This window comes from Galbibacter mesophilus (assembly GCF_023721415.1).
GTDB lineage: Bacteria > Bacteroidota > Bacteroidia > Flavobacteriales > Flavobacteriaceae > Galbibacter > Galbibacter mesophilus.
Window position 1 is genome coordinate 329311 of sequence record NZ_JAMQVC010000003.1, and the last position, 24104, is coordinate 353414.

The following is a 24104-nucleotide window of genomic DNA, read 5'->3' on the forward strand; positions in this document are numbered from 1 at the left end:
TCAATCAAAAATAGAAATTAAGATGGTTTCAGAAATTATAGCTCCGACAGAACTTAAAAAAGTTGATCCGGTTTTCGGTCAACTTTCTTTTAACGATCATGAGCAAATTGTTTTTTGTAACGACAAAGATACAGGATTAAAAGCAATAATTGGGATACATAACACAGTTTTGGGTCCGGCACTTGGTGGTACCAGAATGTGGAATTATGAGAACGAATGGGAGGCGTTAAACGATGTGCTTCGCTTGTCACGTGGTATGACTTACAAGTCGGCTATCACAGGGTTAAACCTTGGTGGTGGAAAAGCGGTTATTATCGGAGATGCCAAAACCCAGAAAAATCCAGAATTGATGAAGCGCTTTGGGGAGTTTGTACATTCCTTAAGTGGAAAATACATTACTGCGGAAGATGTAGGTATGGAAACAGCAGATATGGATACCGTACGAGAGGTTACACCTTATGTTACCGGTATTTCCGAAGAAAAAGGAGGAGCCGGAAACCCATCACCAATTACCGCTTATGGTGTTTTTATGGGAATGAAAGCCGCTGCGAAATATCAGTTTGGAGACGATAGTTTAGAAGATAAAAAAGTATTAGTACAAGGAGTAGGGCACGTTGGTGAAACTTTAGTAGATCATTTATATAATGAAGGTGCTCAATTGTTTATTTCCGATATCAATGAAGAGCGATTATTTGAATTAGCGAAAAAGTATAAAGCGACCATTGTACCAGGGAATGAAATTTTCAACCATCAGCTAGACGTGTATGCTCCTTGTGCGTTAGGTGCTACTATTAACGATGCTACCGTAAATGCCATAAATGCTAAGATTGTAGCCGGTGCGGCAAACAACCAATTGGCAGACGAGAAAATCCACGGAGCTATATTGAAGGAGAGAGGGATTGCCTATGCACCCGACTTCTTGATTAATGCTGGTGGAATTATAAATGTGTATGCAGAGTTAGAAGGATATGATAAAAAAGAAATCCTTCGCAAAACAGAAAATATCTACCAAACAACCTTGGATATTTTCAGTCATGCAGACAACAATAATTGCACTACACATGCGTCTGCTTTACAGCTTGCGCAAAACCGTATTGACGCTAGAAAATTAGCTGGAAAAAAATAAGCGGTTTCTAAGAGAATATCCAAAATAGTACTATTTTTGCAGGGCGAAAGAAAAAAATCTTTCGCCCTTATTTTTTAGGCTCGCTGAGCATTTAAAATTGGGGTAAAAAAAATAAATAGTAGTGCGCTCTTTTTTTAAGAGCGCTAAAAAGTAAGTTCTTTAGGCATGTTAACAAGAAGACACATCAGGGTTAAGGTAATGCAATCCATTTATGCATTCACACAATCACAAAACACTGATTTAGGTAAAGAAGAAAAATTTTTATCATCCAGCATGGAGAATATGTACAACTTGTACTTAACGCTCTTGAGCCTGCTGGTAGAAATACAAAAAATGGCTGATGAACAGCTTACACTCTCTCAAAAAAAATACCTTGCCACCAAGGAAGAAAAGAATCCGAAAAGAAAATTTGTAGATAATCCAGTACTGCTTAAGTTAGTAAATGATGCTATTTTGGCTGAAAAACTTGAAAATCGCGGTATTAGCTGGGAGTTGGATGAAGAGTATGTAAAAATTATTTACAAAGCTATTTTGGAAAGTGAAATCTACGCTGAATATTTAGCCAAGGACACCACCGATTTTAAAGATGATAAAAAGGTGATTATCGACCTTTTTCAAAAAGTAATCGCACCAAATGAAAAGCTATACGAGTATATTGAAGATAAAAAACTTACTTGGGTAGATGACCTTCCTTTAGTGAACACGTTGTTGTTGAAAATGATTAAAAAGCTGAAAGGTGATGCTGCTGAGAATTATTTCCATCCTTCTTTATTTAAAGATGACGATGATAAACTTTTTGCAAGCCTATTGTTCAAGAAAACCATTTTGAATGATGAAAGAATTCAACAGGAAATAGAAGGCAAAACTCCCAACTGGGATACCGATAGAATTGCAGATCTAGATGCTATATTATTGAAAATGGCTATCTGCGAATTTCTTAAATTTCCATCCATTCCGGTGAAAGTTACTATAAATGAGTATTTGGAAATAGCGAAAGAGTACAGTACTCCAAAAAGTAGTATTTTTATCAATGGAATTCTTGATAAATTGGTAAAAGAATATCAAGCAAATAATTCGTTAAATAAGTCGGGTAGGGGGTTGATGTAAAAAAATATTCTTACTTTTGAAGCTTATATTGTAACGGAAAATTAAGAAGAAAACGCAAATTAATAACCACTCATAATTTAAATCATTTAACGATGAAAAAAGTATTTTTATTAGCGACTATGGCTGTGGCGCTTAGCTTTACCGCATGTAAAGACAACAAAGCTGCAGATAAGGTAGATTCTGAAAATGTAGCAAAGGCTGAAGAGCGGGATCAAGCTGCTAAGAAATTGCCTGTAATGAAATTTGAAGAAACTGAACACGATTTCGGTAATATCCCACAAGGACAAACTGTAGAGAAAGTGTTTAAGTTTACCAATACGGGAGATGCTCCTTTGGTTATTACAGATGCCAAAAGTAGTTGTGGGTGTACTATTCCTGAAAAACCGGAAGAACCAGTTGCACCAGGGGAAACAGGAGAGATTCTTGTAAAATACAATGGTAGCGGTAAGAATCAAGTAACAAAAACAATTACGATTACTGCCAATACTGAAAAAGGTACGGAACAATTAAAAATCAAAGCTTTTGTAGAAGCAGCAGATTCTGCAGCGCCAAAAGCATAAATACAACTTAATGGAAGCATTACAACAATTTGCCCCTTTTATTTTAATCTTTGCCGTGATGTATTTTTTTATGATACGTCCGCAAATTAAAAAACAGAAACAAGAAAAGAAATTTGCACAAGAGTTAAAGCGCGGAGATCGTGTAATTACTAAAAGTGGATTGCACGGAAAAATAGTAGATCTAAACAATGATACTACTTGCGTAATTGAAACGATGGCTGGAAAAATGAAGTTTGAGCGTTCTGCACTTTCTTTAGAGCTTTCGCAGAAATTAAACGCACCTGCTACGCCTGCAAAGAAATAATTGAAACCCAAATCCCGAAAGCCGCAGGTGGCGCATCGGGATTTGCTAGTTGAAATTACCCCGACCGTATGCGTCGGGGTCTTTTTTTTACAGAAGGAAGTTCCCATACAAACCCCAAAAGGCAAAAGTGCATTTGGATTTGTTGGTTGAATAAGCTCCTACTTATGGCAGGGTCTTTTTTCCGAATTTTAAGAGGCTAGGGTTAATTCCAATGGCATTCGCAGGAATTACTTTTTGTATTTATCGTTCAATCCAACACCGTTTAAAATCATTGGAATGATTTTGTCAATGCGACTTACCTTAGTTGCTTCCCTTTTTGCAGATTCTATATATTCGTGATACTCGTTTTGCTTTCCTGGAGTTAGCTTTTTAAAATTTGCTTTCAGGTTTTCATCGCTGGATAATTTGTTTTTTAGCATTTCAGAAATCACCTTTTTCTTCTTCGGAATAACAACCTCCTTGCCTTCCTTTTGATTTTGGATAGCTTCAGCAATGTACTCAGCAACCAAATTCTTGTCAATTTCAGAAATTGATTGAAACCGCCATTGACGTTGTGCAACCGTTATTCCCTCTTGAGCATTCATGAGCATATTGGCACGGTCTTTAAGCAAGGCACCATTAAAAAACCATAAACCAACGTGGTTTTTAAACGCTGCCAAACCAACCACGTTTTTATTTTTTATGGTGTACGTTGGAATTCCCCATTTAATGGTTTCTGTAAGTTCTGTATCAATCAAAATAGAACGTAACAGGGTTAATTCGCTTATCCATTCAGGATGGTTTTGCAGATACTCGTCTGCTGTGTTAATCTTCATCATTATAATATTTAGCGGTTAGCTCTACAATTTTCACAATAACATCCGTAGCTCTTTTCATGCTTTCTACGGGAACATACTCATACCTTCCGTGGAAATTGTGACCGCCTGCAAAAATATTCGGACAAGGAAGTCCCATGTACGAAAGTTGCGACCCATCGGTACCACCGCGAATAGGTTTAATAATGGGTTCTATCTCTAAATCGAGCATGGCTTGTTCTGCAATATCTACGATATGCATTACCGGCTCAATTTTTTCTTTCATATTATAATATTGATCATTAATCTCCAAAGTAATAATTTTTCCAAATCGATCGGTGAAATCACTTATAATACGTTCTAAAAGTTCTTTTCGGGCATCAAATTTATCGCGGTCATGATCTCTTATGATACCATTTATTTCTGCATGTTCCACATTCCCATTAAAATCATAAAAATGAAAAAAACCTTCTCGGTGATGTGTAAACTGAGGCATTTCCTTTTTAGGCATCATGGAAAGAATTTCCGTAGCTATAGTTATAGCGTTTACCATTTTTCCTTTGGCATAGCCGGGATGAACACTTTTACCTTTTACGGTTATTTTTACACCCGCTGCGTTAAAGTTTTCGTATTCCAGTTCTCCAATTTGGGAGCCATCCATGGTGTATGCCCACTTGGCGCCAAATTTCTTTACATCAAATTTGTGTGCGCCCCTGCCAATTTCTTCATCGGGGGTAAAAGCAACCCGCACGGGTCCATGATGAATGTGTGGATTGTTTATTAAATATTCCATGGCGGTAACAATTTCTGTAATACCCGCTTTGTCATCGGCGCCCAGAAGGGTAGTTCCATCCGTTGTTATAATCGTTTGCCCTTTGTATTGTTTTAAATCATCAAAATAGTTGGGGGAGAGGACAATATTTTGCTCTTCATTCAAGATAATATCGCCGCCATCATAGTTTTCTACAATTTGCGGATTAACATTGGTGCCACTAAAATCTGGCGACGTATCGAAATGCGAGATAAATCCAATAGTAGGCACTTCCCGATTGATGTTGGAAGGCAGCGTAGCCATTACGTACGCATTCTCATCAATAGTTACATCTTCCATACCGATGGTCTTTAGTTCCTCGGCTAGTTTACGGGCAAGATTCCACTGTTTTTCTGTACTGGGGGTGGTATCACTATTGGGGTCTGATTGAGTGTCTATCTTAACGTAACTGATAAATCGGTCGATGATATTTTGCATAGCGTAGTTTTTTTCAAAAATAACACAATAGTTTAAATGTTTTAAAATAGATCAAGGTTAAGATATTTAAATTAATTCGGTAAAAAGAAGAATTAGATTTTCTAGATTAATTATTTTTGCGCAAACAAGCATTCCATGTATAAATCGCTCATAAGACCCATTTTTTTTCTTTTTGATCCAGAGAACGTTCATCATTTCACTTTTTCAGCCATAAAATTTATTCATAAAATTCCGGGCGTACCTTCCTTGATTCGGTCTTGCTTCAAATTGAACGATCCAAAATTGGAAAGAGAGGTATTCGGATTAAAATTCCCTAATCCAGTAGGTTTGGCGGCTGGTTTCGATAAAGACGCTAAACTCTACAAAGAACTTTCTAATTTTGGTTTTGGGTTTATTGAAATCGGGACGCTAACACCAAAATCGCAGCCAGGCAATCCAAGAAAGCGGTTGTTTAGATTGATAGAAGACAAAGCTATTGTGAACCGAATGGGGTTTAATAATGGTGGTGTGGAAGAAGCCGTGGAGCGTTTGAAAAAGAATAACAATGTACTCATTGGAGGTAATATCGGGAAGAATAAAATAACCCCAAATGAGAGTGCCGTTGAAGATTATAAAATTTGTTTTGAAGCTCTTTATCCTTATGTTGATTATTTTGTAGTGAACGTAAGTTCCCCGAATACGCCAAATTTGAGGGCGTTACAGGATAAAGAACCGTTAACGGAATTACTGCAAACACTGCAATTGCTTAACGAAAAGCAGGAAAAAACAAAGCCTATACTATTAAAAATCGCTCCAGATCTTAGCGATGATCAATTATTGGATATTGTTGACATAGTAAAAGAGACCAAAATAGCAGGTGTTATCGCTACCAATACCACCATAAGTCGTGAAGGCTTGTCTTCTGAAAACAAAGAAGAAGCGGGAGGAATGAGTGGAGCACCGTTAGCTAAAAGAGCTACAGAGGTTATCCGTTTTTTAGCTGAAAAAAGTGCTGGTGCTTTTCCTATAATTGGTGTTGGTGGAATTAATTCCCCAGAAGATGCTTTGGAGAAACTGAATGCAGGAGCAGCCTTGGTACAAATTTATACCGGATTTATTTATGAAGGTCCGCTACTAATAAAAAGGATCAACAAGGCAATTTTGAAACAACAGTCCTAATTGAGCCTTGAAGTTTTATACGGCTTTGTTTTGGCAACGGCAGCATTGGCTATAGCTCCGGGTCCGGATAATATTTATGTGCTTATGCAAAGTATGGTACATGGAGTGAAAAGTGGTTTGGCCACGGTAGTCGGACTCATGTCGGGTTGTATCATTCACACCACTTTGGTTGCTTTTGGTGTTTCGGCAGTTATAAAAAATTCACCTATTCTGTTTACGCTATTAAAGATTGCCGGGGCTTGTTATCTGTTGTTTTTGGCTTACAAAGTGTATAAAAGTAGTGGTGAAATTGAAACAAGCGAGGTGCAAGTTCCAAAGAAATCCCATGCCGCTTTGTTTAAGCAAGGTTTTATAATGAATGTACTTAATCCAAAAGTTTCTATTTTCTTTTTGGCTTTTTTTCCTGGATTTCTATTCAGTAAAACACTTGATCCCGTTTGGCAATTTTACATGCTTGGTGCTATATTTATAATGGTATCCTTTGTAATTTTCTCCTTGATTGCTCTTTTGGCCGGAAAATTATCTCATTTTTTATCAGTAAACAAAAGTACTGGTAAGGTTTTAAAATGGATGCAAATAATTGTTTTTGTGGGGATTGCTATCTTTCTCTTTTTATAAAAAAATCCTTCTTAGCAGAAAGCTAAAACACTTGTGTAAGCAGGGTAGGTTCTGTACCTTTGATTTAAAGCGTTTATTTTGATAAAAGATCATTTTATTTTTGATATGGACGGCGTTATCATTGATAGCGAACCGGCACATAAAGAGGTTTTGGAAAAGGTGTTTGGTGAACTCAACCTGAATTTTTCAGATGCGTACCATCAAACGTTAGTGGGGATGGCAGCCGTGCCCATGTGGGAGAAAATAAAAGCGGATTTTACCATTGAGACAAATGCTAGGGAATTGATGAATTTTCACAAAGAAATTTTCTTCATAGAAGCAGAGAATTTAAAAATTGAAGCCGTTCCAGAAGTTGTTTCGCTAATTAAGCGTCTTAAAGAAATGAACTATCACTTATCTTTGGCTTCTTCTTCCTCGCTAAAATTGATTGAAAGATTTACGGAAGAACTAGCTGTTAAAGATTATTTTGACTTTTTGGTTAGCGGGGAATCGTTGGAGCGTAGTAAGCCATTTCCTGACATTTTTCTAAAAGTGGCAGAGAACTATAAATTAGACTCTTCAAGATTTGTGGTTATTGAAGACAGTAAAAACGGAGTAGCTGCCGCGAAAGCCGCAGAAATGTTTTGTATTGGATACCAAAATCCGAATTCCGGTAATCAAAATCTCTCCCAAGCCGATGTTGTAATCGATGACTTTTCAAAATTAACTCCCGAAGTTATCACGAAAATGACCAATTAGTGGAAAAAGTAAAAATCATAGAATGTCCGCGCGATGCCATGCAAGGTATTAAAACTTTCATCCCGACGGAGAAGAAGGTGCAATACATTCAAGCGTTGTTGCGCTGTGGTTTTGATACAATTGATTTTGGTAGCTTCGTTTCACCTAAAGCCATTCCGCAAATGGTGGATACGGCAGAAGTGTTATCGAAGCTAGATCTTTCCGCTACCAGTAGCAAGCTTTTGGCAATTGTAGCGAATGTTAGGGGCGCCATAGATGCCTGCAAGCATTCGGAAATTGATTTTTTGGGATATCCTTTTTCTATTTCGGAAAACTTTCAAATGCGAAATACCCACAAAACCATTGCCGAAAGTATTGAAGTTCTTGCTGAAATTCTAAATCATGCGGATAAAAATAATAAACGTGTAGTAGCTTATTTATCCATGGGGTTTGGAAATCCGTATGGAGATCCTTGGAATGTTGAAATTGTAGGAGAGTGGACAGAAAAGCTATCAGCAATGGGGGTAGAAATTCTTTCGCTTTCAGATACCGTTGGGACTTCCAACCCAGAAACAATTAACTATTTATTTTCCAATTTAATTCCCGCCTATCCAAATATTGAATTCGGGGCACATTTACATACCACACCAACCACGTGGCATGAAAAAGTGCATGCCGCTTACCAATCCGGTTGCAGACGTTTCGATGGAGCTATACAAGGTTTTGGAGGCTGTCCAATGGCTGCGGATGAATTAACTGGAAACATGCCTACTGAAAAGCTATTTTCTTACGCAAACTCACAAAAGGCAGATACAGGTATAAAAGCTATGAGTTTTGAAAGTGCTTATAACGAAGCGTTAAAATTATTCAGGGAATATCATTAAGATTCTCTATATCTCCACTTCGTTTACATCAATAATATTTATTTAAATTAAATCTAAATAAGTTTGTTAATTCTATTAACAGAACTATATTTGCTGCTGATAATTTATTTAAACTAAGTCTAAATTAATAGAGTTATGAAATCAGCTTTAATAAAATCATTGTTTGTAGGATCTGTATTGTTCGCATCCTGTAGCAGCGACGATGATAATATGAACGGTAATAACACCAACGAAGTTACTGCGCCATCTGCTTATACTTTTGAGAGAGGAAGCGAGAGCACAGTAAGTTTTTCCGGCCAAACAACTAGAATTGCCATGGCAACAGAATTATCTGCTGCGTTGATGGATTTTGATAATATTTCGGAAGCGTTATTGTTGAATATGTACACCAATGAAAACAATCCGTTTTCAGAGGCTTCCTTAAATGAATCTACTAAAGATATTAAAAGTAAAGTAGCGGCTTCAGCAGCTTATTTTGCTACTAATACAGTTTTAAGCAACCAAATAAAAGCAGACCTCGAGGCCTCCCTTAAAGCACAAGTTGAAGAGGTTGCACCAAATAAGGATGTAATCGCATCAAAAGGTGTTGCGGGGCAGATTACAGGTGTGGGTTCTACTACGGTTAGGTATGTAAGTGCAGATGGAATTGAATATAACCAAGTATTTGCAAAGTCGTTAATCGGAGCTTTAATGCTGGATCAAGCTTTAAATAACTACCTAAGCAATGAAGTATTGGATGCGGGTGAAAACCAAGCAAACAATGATAATGATGTAGTAGAGGAAGGAAAAAACTACACTACTATGGAGCATAAATGGGACGAAGCTTTTGGCTACGTTTATGGTGCTTCGGGAAATCCTGAGAATCCAAATGCAACTCTAGGGGATGATTCATTCTTAAATAAGTATTTGGCAAGTTTGGAATCAGATGAAGATTTTCAAGGAATTGCAGATGATGTTTTCAATGCATTTAAATTGGGTAGGGCTGCCATCGTTGCCAAAAATTACACGGTAAGGGATGAACAAGCTGCTATTATTCAAGAAAAATTATCACTGGTAATTGGAGTTAGAGCTGTTCACTATTTAATGGGCGGTAAAGCTGCCATTGAAGCAGAAGATTATGGAGTTGCTTTTCACGACCTTTCTGAGGGATACGGATTCTTGTACAGCTTGCAGTTTACACACAATCCAGAGACGGGAGCACCGTATTTCACAAATGAAGAAGTTGAAGGATTTATTGCTCAAATTACTGAAGGTGAAAATGGTTTTTGGGATGTTTCTCCTGAGGTTTTAGAAGAAATTTCAGTGAAAATTGCTGCAAAATTTAACTTTGGTTTAGAGCAAGCTTAATTATAATTTAAACGGTTTAGAATTATGAAATTTAATAAATGGATAGCAGCAATATGTATTCTTTTTGTTGTTGCATGTACTTCCGATGGTAATGAAGATGGAGATGCTTCTGGTGGAAACCAAGGGGATTTCAATCGTTCAGTGATATTAACGAATTGGGCAGATAATTTTATAATTCCAAACTATAAATTATATACGAGTGCTACTTCGGAATTATCTGTTGCTGCTGAAAGTTTTGCTGCTGATAATACTATAGAAAACCTCTCCAATCTTAGAAGTGCTTTCAAATCAGCCTATAAAAATTGGCAAAAAGTATCTATGTTCGAAATTGGTCAGGCTGAAAAAATTCAGCTTAGAAACTTCACCAATATTTATCCTACGCAAACTGCAAATATTGATGCAAAGACAAGTGGTGAACAAGATTATAATTTAGAATTGCCATCTACTTACGCAGAGCAAGGTTTCCCTGCATTAGACTATCTTTTGTACGGAACAGGCGGGACAGACGAAGAAGTAATTGCGTATTTTACTTCAAGAGAAAAAGCTAATGCTTATCTGTTGGATGTTTCCCAAAGAATAAATTCCCTAGCGAGTCAAGTATTGAATGCTTGGGAAAATGGTTATCGCGACAGTTATGTAAGTGACGATAGCGATGCGGTGAACGCTTCTTTTAGCAAAACAGTTAACGCCTACATCTCTTATTATGAAAGATTTTTAAGAAGTGGTAAAATTGGTATTCCTGCTGGAGCGCTTTCAGGTAATAAATTTCCAGAAAGAGTAGAGGCTTATTATGCAAACGATTTTTCAAAAGAACTTTTTTCGGAGGCTTTATTGGCTACAACCAATTTCTATAAAGGTAGTAGCGGAAACAGTTCGGGCGCTGGTTTGTACAGTGCATTAAATGATTTGGATAAAAAGATTTTGGCAGATGATATTTTGGAGCAGTTCAGTTTAATAAAGAGTGAAAGTGATAAATTAAAAGACAGCTTTTCTACGGAAGTAGAGACTAATAACAATGCACTTATCGGATTAAGGGATTTACTTCAGATTAATACAATTTTATTCAAAAACGACATGGTTTCAGCACTAAATGTAACCATTTCTTATCAAGATAACGACGGGGATTAAAAACAAGTCAGTTTTACATTTTTTTGAAATGAATAATTCCATAAAACGTTATTTATCAGTCTATACAGAGACCGCCCCTTTGGCGGTCTTTCGTATTTTCTTTGGTGTGATGATGTTTTTAAGCATCGTACGTTTTTGGAGTAAAGGATGGATAGAACAACTTTACATTCAACCTAAATTTTTCTTTTCCTATTATGGTTTTGAATGGGTAAAACCTTTTGGTGTATATACGTATGTTTTATTTGGTATCTGTGCGTTAGCTGCTTTGGCAGTAGCTTTTGGTTATAAGTACAGAATGGCCATAATATTGTTCTTTTTGAGCTTTACGTATATCGAGCTGATGGATAAAACTACCTATCTAAATCATTATTATTTTATCTCATTGCTTAGTTTTATAATGATTTTCCTTCCAGCAAATGCTTATTTTTCGTTGGATGCAAAGCAGGGAAAATCGTTTGGTCAAGTGCCAAAATGGACAATAGATAGTATAAAGCTTCTTCTTTCCATTGTTTATATCTATGCAGGTTTAGCAAAATTGAACAGCGATTGGATATTGCGAGCAATGCCGCTAAAAATTTGGTTGCCAACGCAATACGATTTACCTGTTATTGGGAGTTTGTTAAAACAAGAATGGATGCTTTACCTTTTGAGTTGGTGCGGTGCTTTGTACGATTTATTGATTCCCTTCTTTTTATTGAACAAAAAAACAAGGCCTTATGCTTTTGCTGCCGTGGTTTTCTTTCATGTGCTTACACGTATTTTTTTCCCAATAGGGATGTTTCCATTTATTATGATTGTAAGTGCTTTAATTTTCTTCGATGCCAGAGTTCATCACAAAATCATAAAGGGTATTCAATACGTATTCAGAATTAAAAAAGGAACTGTTTCTGCTGAGAAATTGAAAATGAAAAAGACGAACATAATTGTTCCTTTCTTAGCTTTTTTCTTTTTTCTCCAATTGCTTATTCCATGGCGTTATGTGCTTTATCCAGGTGAATTGTTTTGGACAGAGGAAGGTTTTCGCTTTTCATGGCGCGTCATGCTGATAGAAAAAACGGGTTATGTGCAATTTAAAATCGTTGATGGAGATACAGGTAAATGGTTTTATGTAGATAACAGCGATTTTCTCACTCCTTTTCAAGAAAAAGAAATGGCCGCGCAAGCGGATTTTATTTTAGAGTACGCTCATTATTTAGGAAATCATTTTGCCAGTCAAGGGCATGAAAACCTAGAAGTGTACGTGGAAAGCTTTATCACCCTTAACGGGCGGAGAAGCGAAAGATTTATAGACAGCACCACCAATTTATTAACTATTAAAGAATCATTCCGTCATAAAGACTGGATTTTACCTTTTAAAGATGAAATTAAAGGATTATAAACTTTTTGTATTACTATTTTGTATCACTCCAGCACTTTGGGCGCAATACTCCATTCAAGGGGTTATTTCTTCAGAAAATAAACCAATCGCAGGTGTAGAAATTTATGATCACCAGTCGCAACAATTGGTGGAATCTGACGCAGACGGCTTCTACATTTTGGAAAATGTAACCTTGGGAAAACATATAATCACCATTTTCTCTTATGATTATAAAATTGTTGAAGACACGCTCGTTGTTACTTCCAATATTACTAAAAACTACGAGCTTGAAGAACTCAATGAAACACTTTCCGAAGTAGTGTTAACGAGACAAAAGGAAAGGGTTTTTGCTCTAAAAAAGTTACGGAATGTTGAGGGAACTGCTATTTACGCCGGAAAGAAAAGTGAGGTAGTGGATATTGATCAAATTATAGGAAATACAGCGGCAAACAACCCTAGACAAATCTATGCGCAGGTGGTAGGTTTAAATATTTATGAAAATGGTGATGCCGGACTTCAACTAAATATTGGTGGACGCGGACTTGATCCTAACAGAACGGCCAACTTTAATACCCGACAAAATGGGTATGATATAAGTGCCGATGTGCTTGGATATCCAGAAAGTTATTACACCCCGCCAGCGGAGGCTTTAAGTGAAATTCAAGTGGTTCGGGGAGCGGCTTCCCTTCAGTATGGCACACAGTTTGGCGGACTCGTAAATTTTAAAATGAAAAAGCCCAACCCCAATAAAAAAATAGAGTGGGTAAGTAGGCAAACGCTGGGTTCGTACGGTTTGTTTACCAGTTTTAATAGCCTCGGCGGTACCGTTGGCGACTTTGAATATTATACCTTTTTTAATTACAAACAAGGCGACGGATTTAGACCGAATTCGCAATTTAATTCGCGAAACTTTTATAATCATATAGGGTATCGATTTTCAGAAAAAACTAAAATAAGTTTTGAAACTACGTTACTGAATTATTTAGCAAAGCAGCCCGGCGGTTTAACCGATGCTCAATTTGAAGAAGATCCCACTTTCAGTAATCGTTACAGAAATTGGTTCGAAGTTGATTGGAAATTGTTTTCTTTACTGTTTGAACATCAATTTTCTTCCAAATCTGATTTCAGTTTAAACCTGTTCGGACTGGACGCTTCAAGAAATGCGCTTGGGTTTAGGGAAAACCGGGTCGATCAACCCGATGAAGGAAATTCGCCAAGAGATTTCATTTCTGGGAAATTTAGAAACTGGGGCGCCGAAGCACGTTTTTTACATCGCTACAAGATTGCTGAAAAAGATGCAGTTTTTTTAATCGGTTCTAAATATTACCAAGCAAATAATGCAGAAAAACAAGGTCCGGGAAGCGCTAACGCCGATGCCGACTTTAATTTTTACACCGATGATTTTCCTAATTATCCAAGACAGTCCGATTTTACGTTTCCAAACCGAAATATTTCCGTCTTTGGTGAAAACATCTTCAATATCACCGACGCTTTTTCCGTAACACCAGGTTTCCGTTTTGAATATATTAAAACTGAAAGTGAGGGGACTTACAAAGAAATTCAGGTGGATTTGGCAGGTAACCCTACTAAAAATGAAACTTTTGAGGATAACCGGTTGTTCGATAGGAGTTTTGTGCTTTTAGGGTTAGGTTTGAGTTATAAACCAAGTACTTCAGTTGAACTCTATGGAAATATCTCTCAAAACTATCGATCGGTAACGTACAACGATATTCGTATAGTAAATCCATCGTTTGAAGTAGATCCAGACATTACAGATGAAGATGGCTACACAGCCGACTTGGGTGCTAGGGGGAAATTGGCAAAATTCATTTCTTACGATTTAAGTGCTTACTTTTTGTCTTACAACAATAGAATTGGTGTGATAAGCAGAAAAATAAGCAATCTTGAAGAAAGAGAATTCCGTGGAAATATTGGCGACGCCATTATTTACGGAATAGAAACTTTTGCTGATTGGGATATGGCTTCAACCTTTTTAAAAGGTATGAGTCAATGGCAATTAAACGTGTTTACAAACATTGCGTTTACGAACTCCAAATACGTCAGTTCTCAGGAGTTAAATGTTGAAGGCAACCAAGTGGAGTTTGTGCCACATGTAAATTTAAAAACGGGTTTGAGGTTTGGCTATAAGAATTTGCAGGGAAGTTTGCAATACACCTATTTATCCAGTCAATATTCCGATGCATTTAACCAATCAAGAGATTTCTCAAGTCCCACTGGAATTATCGGTGAAATTCCTAGCTATGATATTATGGATGTTTCTTTGGCTTACAGTTATAAAAGATGGAAACTGGAAACGGGTATCAATAATGTTTTAAACAACAGTTATTTTACAAGAAGAGCTACAGGTTATCCTGGTCCTGGTATTTTACCTGCGGAACCTTTAACATGGTACACAACACTTCAGTTTAAATGGTAATCGATAGGAAAGAGTTATTTTTTTAATAAAAATGAATGGAAAACTAGTTATTTAGACGGACTTTTAACTGTTTAAGGTTGTTTTGCCTGTTTAGAAAAATATCGAAAATCGAGGAAGTAGTGTGGATAAATGATAAAAATCTGTTTGAGGTCGACCGTAGGAAGGAAGAGTTATTTTTATCAGTGGCTGAGGGTTCCGTAGCATTTTCTTATATTTTTATAGCAAGCCTAATCCCGAAGCTTCGGGATTTGGTTCGTTTTTTCATCGATGGAAAAAATGAACATATAATATTTAGGATACTGATGGTTTTTTTAATAAAAATGAACTGAAAAATAGTGGTTTTTAAGAATAAAGTTAAGATACTCATAAATTGATTATTGGTTAGATTGTTACTGAAAAAAGCAGTATATTTGCGTGCAACTAAATTAGAAGTTGCAATATGGAAGCTCACAATGCAAAGTTTGTTGGCGAAGGGTTAACTTACGATGACGTACTACTCGTACCAAACTACTCTGAAGTCCTACCACGCGAGGTAAACATTCAAACAAAATTCACAAGAAACATTACGATTAACGTACCGATTGTGTCCGCTGCTATGGATACCGTTACCGAAAGCAGAATGGCGATTGCTATTGCTAGGGAAGGTGGAATTGGTGTTTTGCATAAAAACATGACCATCGAGCAGCAGGCCCTTAAAGTTAGAAAGGTTAAGCGTGCCGAAAGCGGGATGATTATAGATCCTGTTACCTTGCCGCTTACTGCAAAAGTTGAGGATGCTAAAAATAGCATGCGAGAACACAGTATAGGCGGAATTCCAATTGTAGATGAGAATGGATATTTAAAAGGGATCGTTACCAATCGTGACCTTCGTTTTGAGAAAAATAATAGACGCCCGATTGTTGAGGTAATGACTACCGAAAATTTGGTGACTGCCGCAGAGGGAACTTCTTTGGATGATGCGGAAGGAATATTACAGCAACATAAAATTGAAAAGCTTCCAGTAGTTGGAAAGGACAATAAATTAATCGGACTTATAACGTTCCGAGATATTACCAAGCTTACCCAAAAACCGATTGCTAATAAAGATATTTTTGGTCGTTTGCGTGTAGCAGCTGCCATTGGCGTTACCGGCGATGCTTTAGATAGAGCAAAAGCTTTGGTTTACGCTGGTGTTGATGCTGTCGTAATCGATACTGCACATGGCCACACAAGAGGAGTTGTAACTATTTTGAAGGAAGTAAAGCAGGAATTTCCAGATTTGGAAGTTGTTGTTGGAAATATTGCTACTCCAGAAGCAGCAAAATATTTAGTTAAGAATGGAGCAGATGCCGTTAAAGTAGGTATCGGACCAGGTTCTATTTGCACAACAAGGGTTGTTGCAGGTGTTGGTTTTCCGCAGTTTTCTGCAGTTTTAGAAGTAGCCAATGCGCTTAAAGGCACGGGAGTTCCGGTAATTGCTGATGGTGGGATTCGATATACAGGAGACATTCCAAAAGCGATTGCCGCAGGAGCAGATTGTGTTATGCTTGGTTCGCTTTTAGCAGGAACAAAAGAATCTCCGGGAGAAACGATTATCTACGACGGAAGAAAATATAAATCCTATCGTGGAATGGGTTCTGTTGAAGCTATGCAACACGGTAGTAAAGACAGATACTTCCAAGATGTGGAAGACGATTTGAAGAAATTAGTTCCAGAAGGTATTGTAGGACGCGTGCCTTACAAAGGAGAGCTTTTTGAAAGTATGCACCAGTTTATTGGTGGTTTACGTGCTGGAATGGGGTATTGCGGTGCAGGAAGTATCGAAGACCTAAAAGAAAACGGTCGCTTTGTAAAGATTACTTCTAGTGGAATTCACGAAAGCCATCCTCATGATGTAACCATTACGAACGAGGCTCCTAACTATAGCCGATAATAATCGATGAGGTTAATATAAAAACAAAGCAGAATTTGAATCTAATTCTGCTTTGTTTTGTTTAATTTTGAGTTTAGAAACCTAGCGCTTCTAAACTTTTTTTGTTTGAACTCATCTTGACTTTTTGTGTTTAACCGAAAATGAAGTGAAATTAGTCTAGATGAGGCACTTTTTGAAAAGCATAGCATCGCTACGGATAAGAAAAGTAACGAAATATAGGCGAATTTCAACCATTTTTTAGGAAATAGAAAAAGTCGAGATGAGTTCATTATAAAAATTCTTAATGGAATACAATATCTTCAACTATTTTGTCATTACTTTAATGAGATTTTAATTGAATTGATTTTAAGAGAAAGATTATAATTAGCATGAGCATAAGAAACGATTTACGTTATAAATATTCAACATTAAATATTGCGGAAAAACTTATAGTAATAAATGTTGCTGTGTTTATTGTAAATGCATTGTTGGTATTTCTTCTCAGTCTTAACGCCAACTTTTTTGTACAATGGTTTGAGTTACCAAAAGGCTTTATGGATTTTTTAATCCAGCCTTGGTCTTTGGTTACATATTCTTTTTTTCATGGAGGGTTCATGCATATTTTCTGGAATATGATTTTGCTTTACTTTTCAGCAAGAATATTTTTAAACCTCTTTAGTTCTAAGTACTTTTTAAATGTTTACTTTTTGGGAGCTATAGCGGGAGGGGCGCTTTTTTTACTGAGCTACAATATTTTTCCGGCATTTTCTGGCGTAAACTCTCCTTTAATTGGTGCTTCGGCCGCGGTGATGGCAATTCTAATTTTTGTATGTACCTATATTCCCAACCAAGAGGTTAGGGTTATCTTTTTTAATGTGAAATTGTGGCATATCGGTGCATTATTCGTTTTGTTGGATTTAATTCAATTACCAATGGGGAATTCCGGTGGACATATTGCGCATCTCGGTGGCTCACTTTTAGGTTTTGTCTATGCAAAAAAGCTTCAGGAAGGAAAGGATATTGGTAGTGGTTTTGAAGGGTTGATGGATTCTTTTGTGAATCTTTTCAAAAGAAATAAAAAATCACCGTTAAAAACGGTTCATAAAAATAAAAAGCAGTCGGCTAAAAGTAATGGGATTTCCAAAAATGAACATCAAAAACAGATTGATGCTATTTTGGATAAAATAAGCAAAAGTGGCTACGAAAGTCTTTCCAAGGAAGAAAAAGATTTCCTTTTTAAGGCCGGAAAGGAATAAAGAACAAAAACGAAATAAACTATATGAAGAAGCTTAACTGGATTGATAAAGGTATTTTCCTTGTAAATACAGTATTTGCTTTTTTGTTATTATTAAGTTTATTGGTCCCATACATTCCGATTAAATCCTTCCCTAGAATTGCTATTTTCAGTTTGGCGACGCCAATACTTATTATTCTAAACATATTATTTCTAATTTATTGGCTATTGAAATTAAAGCGCCCTTTTTGGCTCTCTTTTTTAGTTTTGCTCATTGGTTACCAACAGGTATTTTCACTTTACAAATTTTCGGGAACTGAGAATGTAGTAAGCGAATCGACTATTAAAGTTATGACGTACAACGTACGCGTTTTTGATGTGTATGAATGGATTGGAAGAAAAGGGGTTTTCGACGATATCAAAAATATGGTGGAAGAAGAAGCTCCAGATGTCTTGTGCTTTCAGGAGTTTTATCATACCAAGGAAAATAAATTTAATGATTTTCAGTATCAATTTATTAAGTATAAAACCAAAGAGACCGGCCAAGCGATCTTCTCTAAATATCCCATTGTAAATAAAGGATCTTTAAACTTTCCGAACTCAGGGAACAACGCCATTTTTGCTGATATTGTTAAGGATAACGATACCATTCGTGTGTATAACTTGCATATGCAGTCTTTTCATATAAATCCGCAGGACGAAGAAATAACACAGGAGAATTCAGGGAAAATTGCTAGAAGAATGGGAGCTGTTTTTTCCAAACAACAAATTCAGACCGATATTTTTGTATCCCATAAAGAGGAGTCTCCTTATAGAACAATTACGTGCGGCGACTTGAACAACAATCAATTTTCGGCCATTTACGATCAGATTAAGGGCAGCGATATCGATACTTTTGAAGAGCAGGGTAGTGGTACGGGAAAAACCTATTATTTTAAATATTTCCCTTTCAGAATTGATTTTGTTTTCGTGGATGAATCAATTACCGTAGTTTCCCACAAAAACCGTTACGAATTACTTTCTGATCATTATCCTATTATCACACAATTACAACTGTAATTTCATCAGAAGGCAATCAGTAATGTCGGCGATAATATGAATTACTAGTGCCAAACCGACTAATCGGGTCTTTTTGAAAAGCAGCAACAATAGATACAAAGGGATTATAAAATACGAATGGAAAAAATGAAAGCCTATACTGCATCGGTTAGCTTCAAAAATAGGGTTCGCCCATAAATGATCAATATCTATTACAATTCCCAATAACAAAATTACACTCACTTTCATGAAATCTTTCCGATAGAAAACATAAGCGATTAAAATAGGGACAATGAAGTGAATTCCGTAATGGATAATGAATCGGAGCATATTAATCTTTTTAAAGATGTAAAAATAAAAAAACCGTGGGGAAAGAGTATAAACCTTTCCTCCACGGTTTCTTGAGAACAAAACAAATATTTTAGTGGTCGTGACCTGGGTGTTGCTCCCCTTCAATAGAAAATCCATTTTTGTACATTCCCTCTACAGCATCTTCTAGCTCTATGGTGTGTACGTGATGTAATTCATCTATTTCCAATACTTTAATTTGAGTTCTGTTTGGCGCTAATACATAAAGGAACTTATCAGAAGTAACCAAAACAGGACTAGCTTCTTCTTCAGGATCTTTAAATGCATAATCCCCAGAAGCTTTTTTAGATTCTACTTGAGGGATATCAGCAACTTCAATAGTACGCTCTACTAATTTGCTTCCAGTTAGGCCGTCGAAAACGATAATGTTGTTGCTAGCAGTATGAACGATAAAGTAAGAACCATCGAAGTTGAACATAGCATTGGCAACATCATTACCTGAATAAATGTTTTCAATGGTTTTATTCATTGGATTAATCATGAATACACCAAGGTTTGCAGATCTTCCAAAGAACATATCAGAGTTGTCATGTCCTTTAACAGTACCCAACCAGTTTCCTGATTCCGCATTAAGACCATCTGCATTTGGAATTAAATCGATATTGTCTTTATCATCCACTAAGATGATACCATCTGTAGAACCAAAAACACCGTACTCTCCATTGGTTGCATCACCGTGGATAACAGCTACTTCTACACCGCCATTGTCATCGATTACGTTACCTTGCGCATCGATAAATTTCACCATTTGTGGAAGTCCTCCTGGCTGACTGTTATTTTTAAAAGTAGCTGCAAACTTACCATTGTGCAATCTAAAACCAGCACCATGGTGAGCTACTGTGTTTTCTAATGCATAGGTCACAGGCTGGTAGGATGGAATTTCCAATTGCGCCTCGTCAATATGGGAGATAGAACCATCACCATCGTTAAAAACAAGAATATGTCCTTCAGAAGCTGTGAAATGCGTAGGAAGAACAGAGGTTAATTCTGCATTCGCCCATTTTGCTTGGTACTCGTGTCCGTGTTCGTCGTGATTAACGATTCCAGAATCGAAAAAGCGAACTTTTCCACCTTCACGGTCTACAACACCCAAATAACGACCTGAAGTAGTGGTGTAAAAACGCTCGCCACCTACAAAGTCTCCAGCAACTGTATGTTTTATTTCTCCGGAATTGGCTTGCATTACTTCTAAGTTTCCGTCGTTAATAAGGGTAAGTCGCACCCAATCACTCTCCATTTCGGCAAAGTCTTCGTGATGATGATCGTCATCGTGCACATCACTGTCATCATCGCTACATGAAGCTATTAGAGCCACAGTTGCGAATAGGGCATACATTTTTAAAATTGATTTTTTCATGGTTTTCATTTTATAGGATTAATTAAATTGATTTACAGTTATATTTCCATTGCTATCTTCAGCCCAAATCATTAGTTTGGCATCCGTTAGGCTACTAAAAAAAGCGGAGTCTCCGTCAAGCAAATCAGCAAGTTGAATTTCTTGAGCGTTTGGAAGGGCTTCCCCTTCGTTGGGTCTAAATTGATGAGGCCAGTTTGATTTTCCCCAGATACGTTCTTCTAAAATAGTGCCTTCCTGCGCTGGATTTTCTGCGTTAGGTTTTTGACTGAAAATCCATAGGAAAACAATTTCTGAAGAAGCTTTATGTTCTGTATTTTGATAAACACGGCCTCCAATGGCGTTATTCGCTATATCTAAATTGGTAACCGTAGCTTGAGGAGCATACATTGTGTTTAAGTATACCGTGGTGTGGTAGGTGCTGTTATCACCATAACTGGTTTGATTTCCTTCGACATCCGTAGCTTGGATAGAAAAATGATACGGACCGCTTAAATAAAGTTCCCCTTCTTTAATATTTTCATTGCGTTCGTCAAGATAAATTTTCGATGAATAACTAAACTGTTTAGGGTCTTCAAAGTTTTCCGAACTAATTACCTCATTGTGAGTGAATAGTTTGAATGAAGGATTTCGTGCAAATGTAGATTTCCCATGGGTATGCCCATCAAATCCACTATGCACATTAATTTTAATTTCTTGGATACCAGTTTCATCGCTTACTGAAAAATTTAGAGGAACTTCCTCTGTTTCTGGATCTGTTGTGAAAAAATAGGAGGGTTGAATGGCATCCACTCCTTGTCCGGCTCCAATTGCTGGTGCAGAAACATCTACGTCGTTGTTGTCATCTTCATTTAAACACGATGATAACAAAAACGTGCTGCATAAAATAATAGCGATTTGCTTTTTCATTTTTTTTGATTTTTGGTTCAACATTATTTTTAAAGTTCTCATCATTTAAGAAGTTAAAGTGCAACAGGGATGCGCAGTGAAAACACAAAATTGCGGCCCTGTTCTGGCAGGTTTAAAAGTCGGTATCTACTTATGTGATTAAAATAAGCTGTATTGAAAAGGTTGTTTACGCTCGCATTGAATGTTAATTCCTGACTGTAAAGATTAAATTTAAAGCCTACTCCAGCATTTACTAAAAAGCTGTCTGGAGTTTCACGTTCATTTCTATCGGTTCTGTTTTGTGCAAAATTGTACCTCCCAGAAAGGAATACGAAACCTTCGTTGAAAACTTTAGAGTTTGGTAAAATGCTATATTCAAGTTTACTGCCCACAGAAGCTTGGGGAGTTAACGGCAAGGGTAAATTGCTATCAAGATTTAAATTTTGTACAAAGTCGGCCATCAAATCAGCCTTTAATCCGAATAAAAACTTATAACTGGAAGTCACTTCGAAACCGTTGAAAATAGCATTGTTTTGTCGGTACTCCCACAACGTTCCTCCAGTGGCTAAGGGAGAAAAGTTTCCGGTTGGCGCCAGATAGATATAGTTTTTGTAATAACCGTAGAAGAGGGCGGTTTCTAGGAAAAAGTTATTGGATTGGTGTAAGTATGTGAAATCCGCTTGAAACCCTCTTTCAATATCGAGATTGGAGTCTCCCAATTCATGCCTGAAATTTCCATGATGTACGCCGTTGCTCGATAATTCAATAGCTGTGGGAAAGCGAAAACTATTTCCTAAGTTAAGTTTTAAATGATTTTGATAATTCAACTTAAAAGTAACTCCGGCAGCGCCACTAAAATTATCAAAGTTTCTATCAAAGCTTGGTGTACGTTCTTCAAATTCCCCAGTAGGTTGTAACGTTCCGGGGTCGTAAAGAGGTTGTAAATGTTGTTCTACATCATAAGAGCCAAAATCGTAACGAATACCAGCATTTACAATCCATTTTTCAGAAATATCGAGAGACTGGTAGTGGTATAATCCCGTTTGAAAGCTTTCGTAAACAGGCAATAAGTATTCAAAACCGTCTTTGTTATTCTGCATGTATTGCAATTGACCACCAAATAATAATTGGTGATTTGGATTGGGATTCATTTCATAACGAATATTGGAAGTGTAGGTGTCCAAATAAAGGCCCAATGCCAAATTGGAATCAACTAAATCGGGAGAGATACCGTGTGCCCCGGGGAAAGACATTTCCTCACGAATATTCCGTTGGTACCCTAAATCGATTTCCAATCTGTCAGAACCCAGAGAAATGGTAGTATTATTGGTTATGCTGTGATGTTGATTTTCCTGTCTTGGAACTTCAATATTTCGGTTGTCGCCTTGGTGTTCTAGGTTGTACGCTCTTGGAAGTCCGATAGCTCCCGTGAATATTCCAGCTTTTTGATTGAAACTGGAAACACGTAGGCTACTAATAATTTTATCCGATTGGTAACCAACAGTACCGCTAAAATGTAGTTCTTCGCCAGCGGTATTTTTCAGGCGATTGTCATAAATAGGTAGATTAAAACCGGCATAGGTAAATTCATCTGCGGGGACGGTATAATCGCCATAATCTTGATAGGTAACCCTAGCGCTGCTAAACCAATTATTTTTCCTTCCTTTCCATTCCAAAGAGTTAGAATATGCGTAATTATTGGTTTGGAAGGATGAAATCAGTTCAATGGAATTTCCATTTTCAGATAAAATAGAATTTTCTTCAATATTGATTACCCCACCAAGACCATCAGAACCAAATAGCAAAGAGGCCGGTCCTTTTATAATTTCAACGTTCTCTACATCAAAGGGGTCTATTTCCAAGCCATGGTCGGCGCCCCATTGTTGTCCTTCTTGTTTAATGCCTCTGTTGTTAACCAAAACTCTGTTGAATCCCATTCCTCTTATTACAGGTTTGGCAATACCCACACCTACATTCATAGTGTTAACGCCAGGAACCGCAGCCAACGCACCAGAGAATGTTCCTGTGTTGTGTTTTGCGATGAATTCTTCATCCAGCGTAATTACCGACTGCGAATTATCAATGGCTTTTTGTAGAACGCGGGAATGTGCAATAACTACTTCATCCAAATCGGTGACGTTAGTTTGCATTTCAATTTTGAGAAGCTCGTTTTCTGTTGAATCGATTAATTTTACAATTTGCTTTTTATAGGCAATATGGGTCACCTCTAACCATGATAGGCTATTGCGTTCTTCAACTTTTAAAGAGAAATACCCTTTATCATCTGTAAGTGTGTGTTGGTTATGGGGAAATGCTTTTATGGTAGCCGATGCAATGGGTTGTCCAAATGAGTCATGAACATACCCTTTGATTTCTTGTGAAAACCCAAAAAGGAAATTTCCCACCATTGTAAAACAAATAATTAAACTCTTTAAATACTGATATTTTAGCTGCTGCATAAAATCTTCTTTAGAGCTTGAAATAAGCTCTATTATTGCTCTTTAATTGAAAATTGAAATGGAGTTGACAGTGAAGCTTTTAGAG

Annotated in this window: 21 protein-coding genes; 15 read left to right on the plus strand and 6 right to left on the minus strand. The window is 37.0% G+C overall.

The annotated features are described in order from the left end of the window. Positions 1-22: 22 nt before the first annotated feature. From NDQ75_RS13125 to yajC, 4 genes are all read left to right on the plus strand, one after another. Complete coding sequence (locus tag NDQ75_RS13125) at positions 23-1126, plus strand: Glu/Leu/Phe/Val family dehydrogenase (protein ID WP_207190469.1); 1104 nt, start codon at positions 23-25, stop codon at positions 1124-1126. 165 nt (positions 1127-1291) lie between these two features. Further along, positions 1292-2233: a transcription antitermination factor NusB gene (nusB, locus tag NDQ75_RS13130; protein WP_242513714.1), complete on the plus strand. Its 942-nt coding sequence runs from the start codon at positions 1292-1294 to the stop codon at positions 2231-2233. A gap of 92 nt (positions 2234-2325) precedes the next feature. Continuing rightward, on the plus strand, positions 2326-2793 hold the full coding sequence (locus tag NDQ75_RS13135; protein ID WP_202029404.1) for a DUF1573 domain-containing protein: 468 nt from the start codon (positions 2326-2328) through the stop codon (positions 2791-2793). Positions 2794-2803: 10 nt separating this feature from the next. Further along, entirely contained in the window at positions 2804-3097 is a 294-nt protein-coding gene (gene yajC / locus NDQ75_RS13140) for a preprotein translocase subunit YajC (RefSeq protein WP_202029403.1), read from the plus strand. A gap of 227 nt (positions 3098-3324) precedes the next feature. Here the strand turns inward: yajC and NDQ75_RS13145 are convergent, their stop codons facing one another. Both NDQ75_RS13145 and pepT read right to left on the minus strand, forming a co-directional pair. Further along, positions 3325-3915 (minus strand): YdeI/OmpD-associated family protein, encoded by a 591-nt coding sequence (locus NDQ75_RS13145; RefSeq protein ID WP_202029402.1) that lies wholly within the window; start codon positions 3913-3915, stop codon positions 3325-3327. Then, entirely contained in the window at positions 3902-5140 is a 1239-nt protein-coding gene (pepT, locus tag NDQ75_RS13150; RefSeq protein ID WP_202029401.1) for a peptidase T, read from the minus strand. The genes NDQ75_RS13145 and pepT overlap by 14 nt, the downstream gene beginning before the upstream one ends. A gap of 135 nt (positions 5141-5275) precedes the next feature. Between pepT and NDQ75_RS13155 the strand changes: the two genes are divergently transcribed. The 11 genes from NDQ75_RS13155 to NDQ75_RS13205 all read left to right on the plus strand — a co-directional run bounded on the left by NDQ75_RS13155 (position 5276) and on the right by NDQ75_RS13205 (position 18970). Next, positions 5276-6298 carry a quinone-dependent dihydroorotate dehydrogenase gene (locus tag NDQ75_RS13155; RefSeq protein WP_202029400.1) on the plus strand — a complete coding sequence of 341 codons (1023 nt, stop codon included), beginning with the start codon at positions 5276-5278 and terminating at the stop codon, positions 6296-6298. Then, positions 6299-6916 (plus strand): LysE family translocator, encoded by a 618-nt coding sequence (locus tag NDQ75_RS13160; RefSeq protein ID WP_202029399.1) that lies wholly within the window; start codon positions 6299-6301, stop codon positions 6914-6916. A gap of 78 nt (positions 6917-6994) precedes the next feature. Next, positions 6995-7654, plus strand: coding sequence for an HAD family hydrolase (locus NDQ75_RS13165; protein WP_202029398.1), 660 nt, complete (start codon positions 6995-6997; stop codon positions 7652-7654). Next, positions 7654-8517, plus strand: coding sequence for a hydroxymethylglutaryl-CoA lyase (locus tag NDQ75_RS13170; protein ID WP_202029397.1), 864 nt, complete (start codon positions 7654-7656; stop codon positions 8515-8517). The genes NDQ75_RS13165 and NDQ75_RS13170 overlap by 1 nt, the downstream gene beginning before the upstream one ends. A 135-nt stretch (positions 8518-8652) precedes the next feature. Continuing rightward, a complete protein-coding gene (locus NDQ75_RS13175) occupies positions 8653-9864 on the plus strand; it encodes a DUF4856 domain-containing protein (protein ID WP_202029396.1) in 1212 nt (403 codons plus the stop codon). A 24-nt stretch (positions 9865-9888) separates the two neighbouring features. Next, positions 9889-10992: an imelysin family protein gene (locus NDQ75_RS13180; RefSeq protein ID WP_202029395.1), complete on the plus strand. Its 1104-nt coding sequence runs from the start codon at positions 9889-9891 to the stop codon at positions 10990-10992. A gap of 28 nt (positions 10993-11020) precedes the next feature. Then, complete coding sequence (locus NDQ75_RS13185; RefSeq protein WP_202029394.1) at positions 11021-12370, plus strand: HTTM domain-containing protein; 1350 nt, start codon at positions 11021-11023, stop codon at positions 12368-12370. Beyond that, on the plus strand, positions 12351-14786 hold the full coding sequence (locus NDQ75_RS13190; protein WP_202029393.1) for a TonB-dependent receptor domain-containing protein: 2436 nt from the start codon (positions 12351-12353) through the stop codon (positions 14784-14786). The genes NDQ75_RS13185 and NDQ75_RS13190 overlap by 20 nt, the downstream gene beginning before the upstream one ends. 439 nt (positions 14787-15225) lie before the next feature. Continuing rightward, positions 15226-16698 carry an IMP dehydrogenase gene (guaB, locus tag NDQ75_RS13195; RefSeq protein ID WP_202029392.1) on the plus strand — a complete coding sequence of 491 codons (1473 nt, stop codon included), beginning with the start codon at positions 15226-15228 and terminating at the stop codon, positions 16696-16698. Between the two features lie 368 nt (positions 16699-17066). After that, on the plus strand, positions 17067-17933 hold the full coding sequence (locus NDQ75_RS13200) for a rhomboid family protein (RefSeq protein ID WP_202029391.1): 867 nt from the start codon (positions 17067-17069) through the stop codon (positions 17931-17933). A gap of 23 nt (positions 17934-17956) precedes the next feature. Continuing rightward, on the plus strand, positions 17957-18970 hold the full coding sequence (locus tag NDQ75_RS13205) for an endonuclease/exonuclease/phosphatase family protein (RefSeq protein WP_202029390.1): 1014 nt from the start codon (positions 17957-17959) through the stop codon (positions 18968-18970). On the opposite strand, the gene NDQ75_RS13210 is transcribed toward NDQ75_RS13205, so the two are convergent. From NDQ75_RS13210 to NDQ75_RS13225, 4 genes are all read right to left on the minus strand, one after another. Then, positions 18959-19279 (minus strand): DUF6122 family protein, encoded by a 321-nt coding sequence (locus NDQ75_RS13210; RefSeq protein ID WP_202029389.1) that lies wholly within the window; start codon positions 19277-19279, stop codon positions 18959-18961. The two genes, NDQ75_RS13205 and NDQ75_RS13210, sit on opposite strands and share 12 nt — an antisense overlap. Before the next feature lie 91 nt (positions 19280-19370). Further along, on the minus strand, positions 19371-20675 hold the full coding sequence (locus NDQ75_RS13215) for a hypothetical protein (RefSeq protein WP_202029388.1): 1305 nt from the start codon (positions 20673-20675) through the stop codon (positions 19371-19373). A gap of 18 nt (positions 20676-20693) precedes the next feature. Then, a complete protein-coding gene (locus NDQ75_RS13220) occupies positions 20694-21581 on the minus strand; it encodes a DUF4625 domain-containing protein (RefSeq protein WP_202029387.1) in 888 nt (295 codons plus the stop codon). 53 nt (positions 21582-21634) lie between these two features. Beyond that, positions 21635-24019: a TonB-dependent receptor gene (locus tag NDQ75_RS13225; RefSeq protein ID WP_202029386.1), complete on the minus strand. Its 2385-nt coding sequence runs from the start codon at positions 24017-24019 to the stop codon at positions 21635-21637. Between the last annotated feature and the right edge of the window lie 85 nt (positions 24020-24104).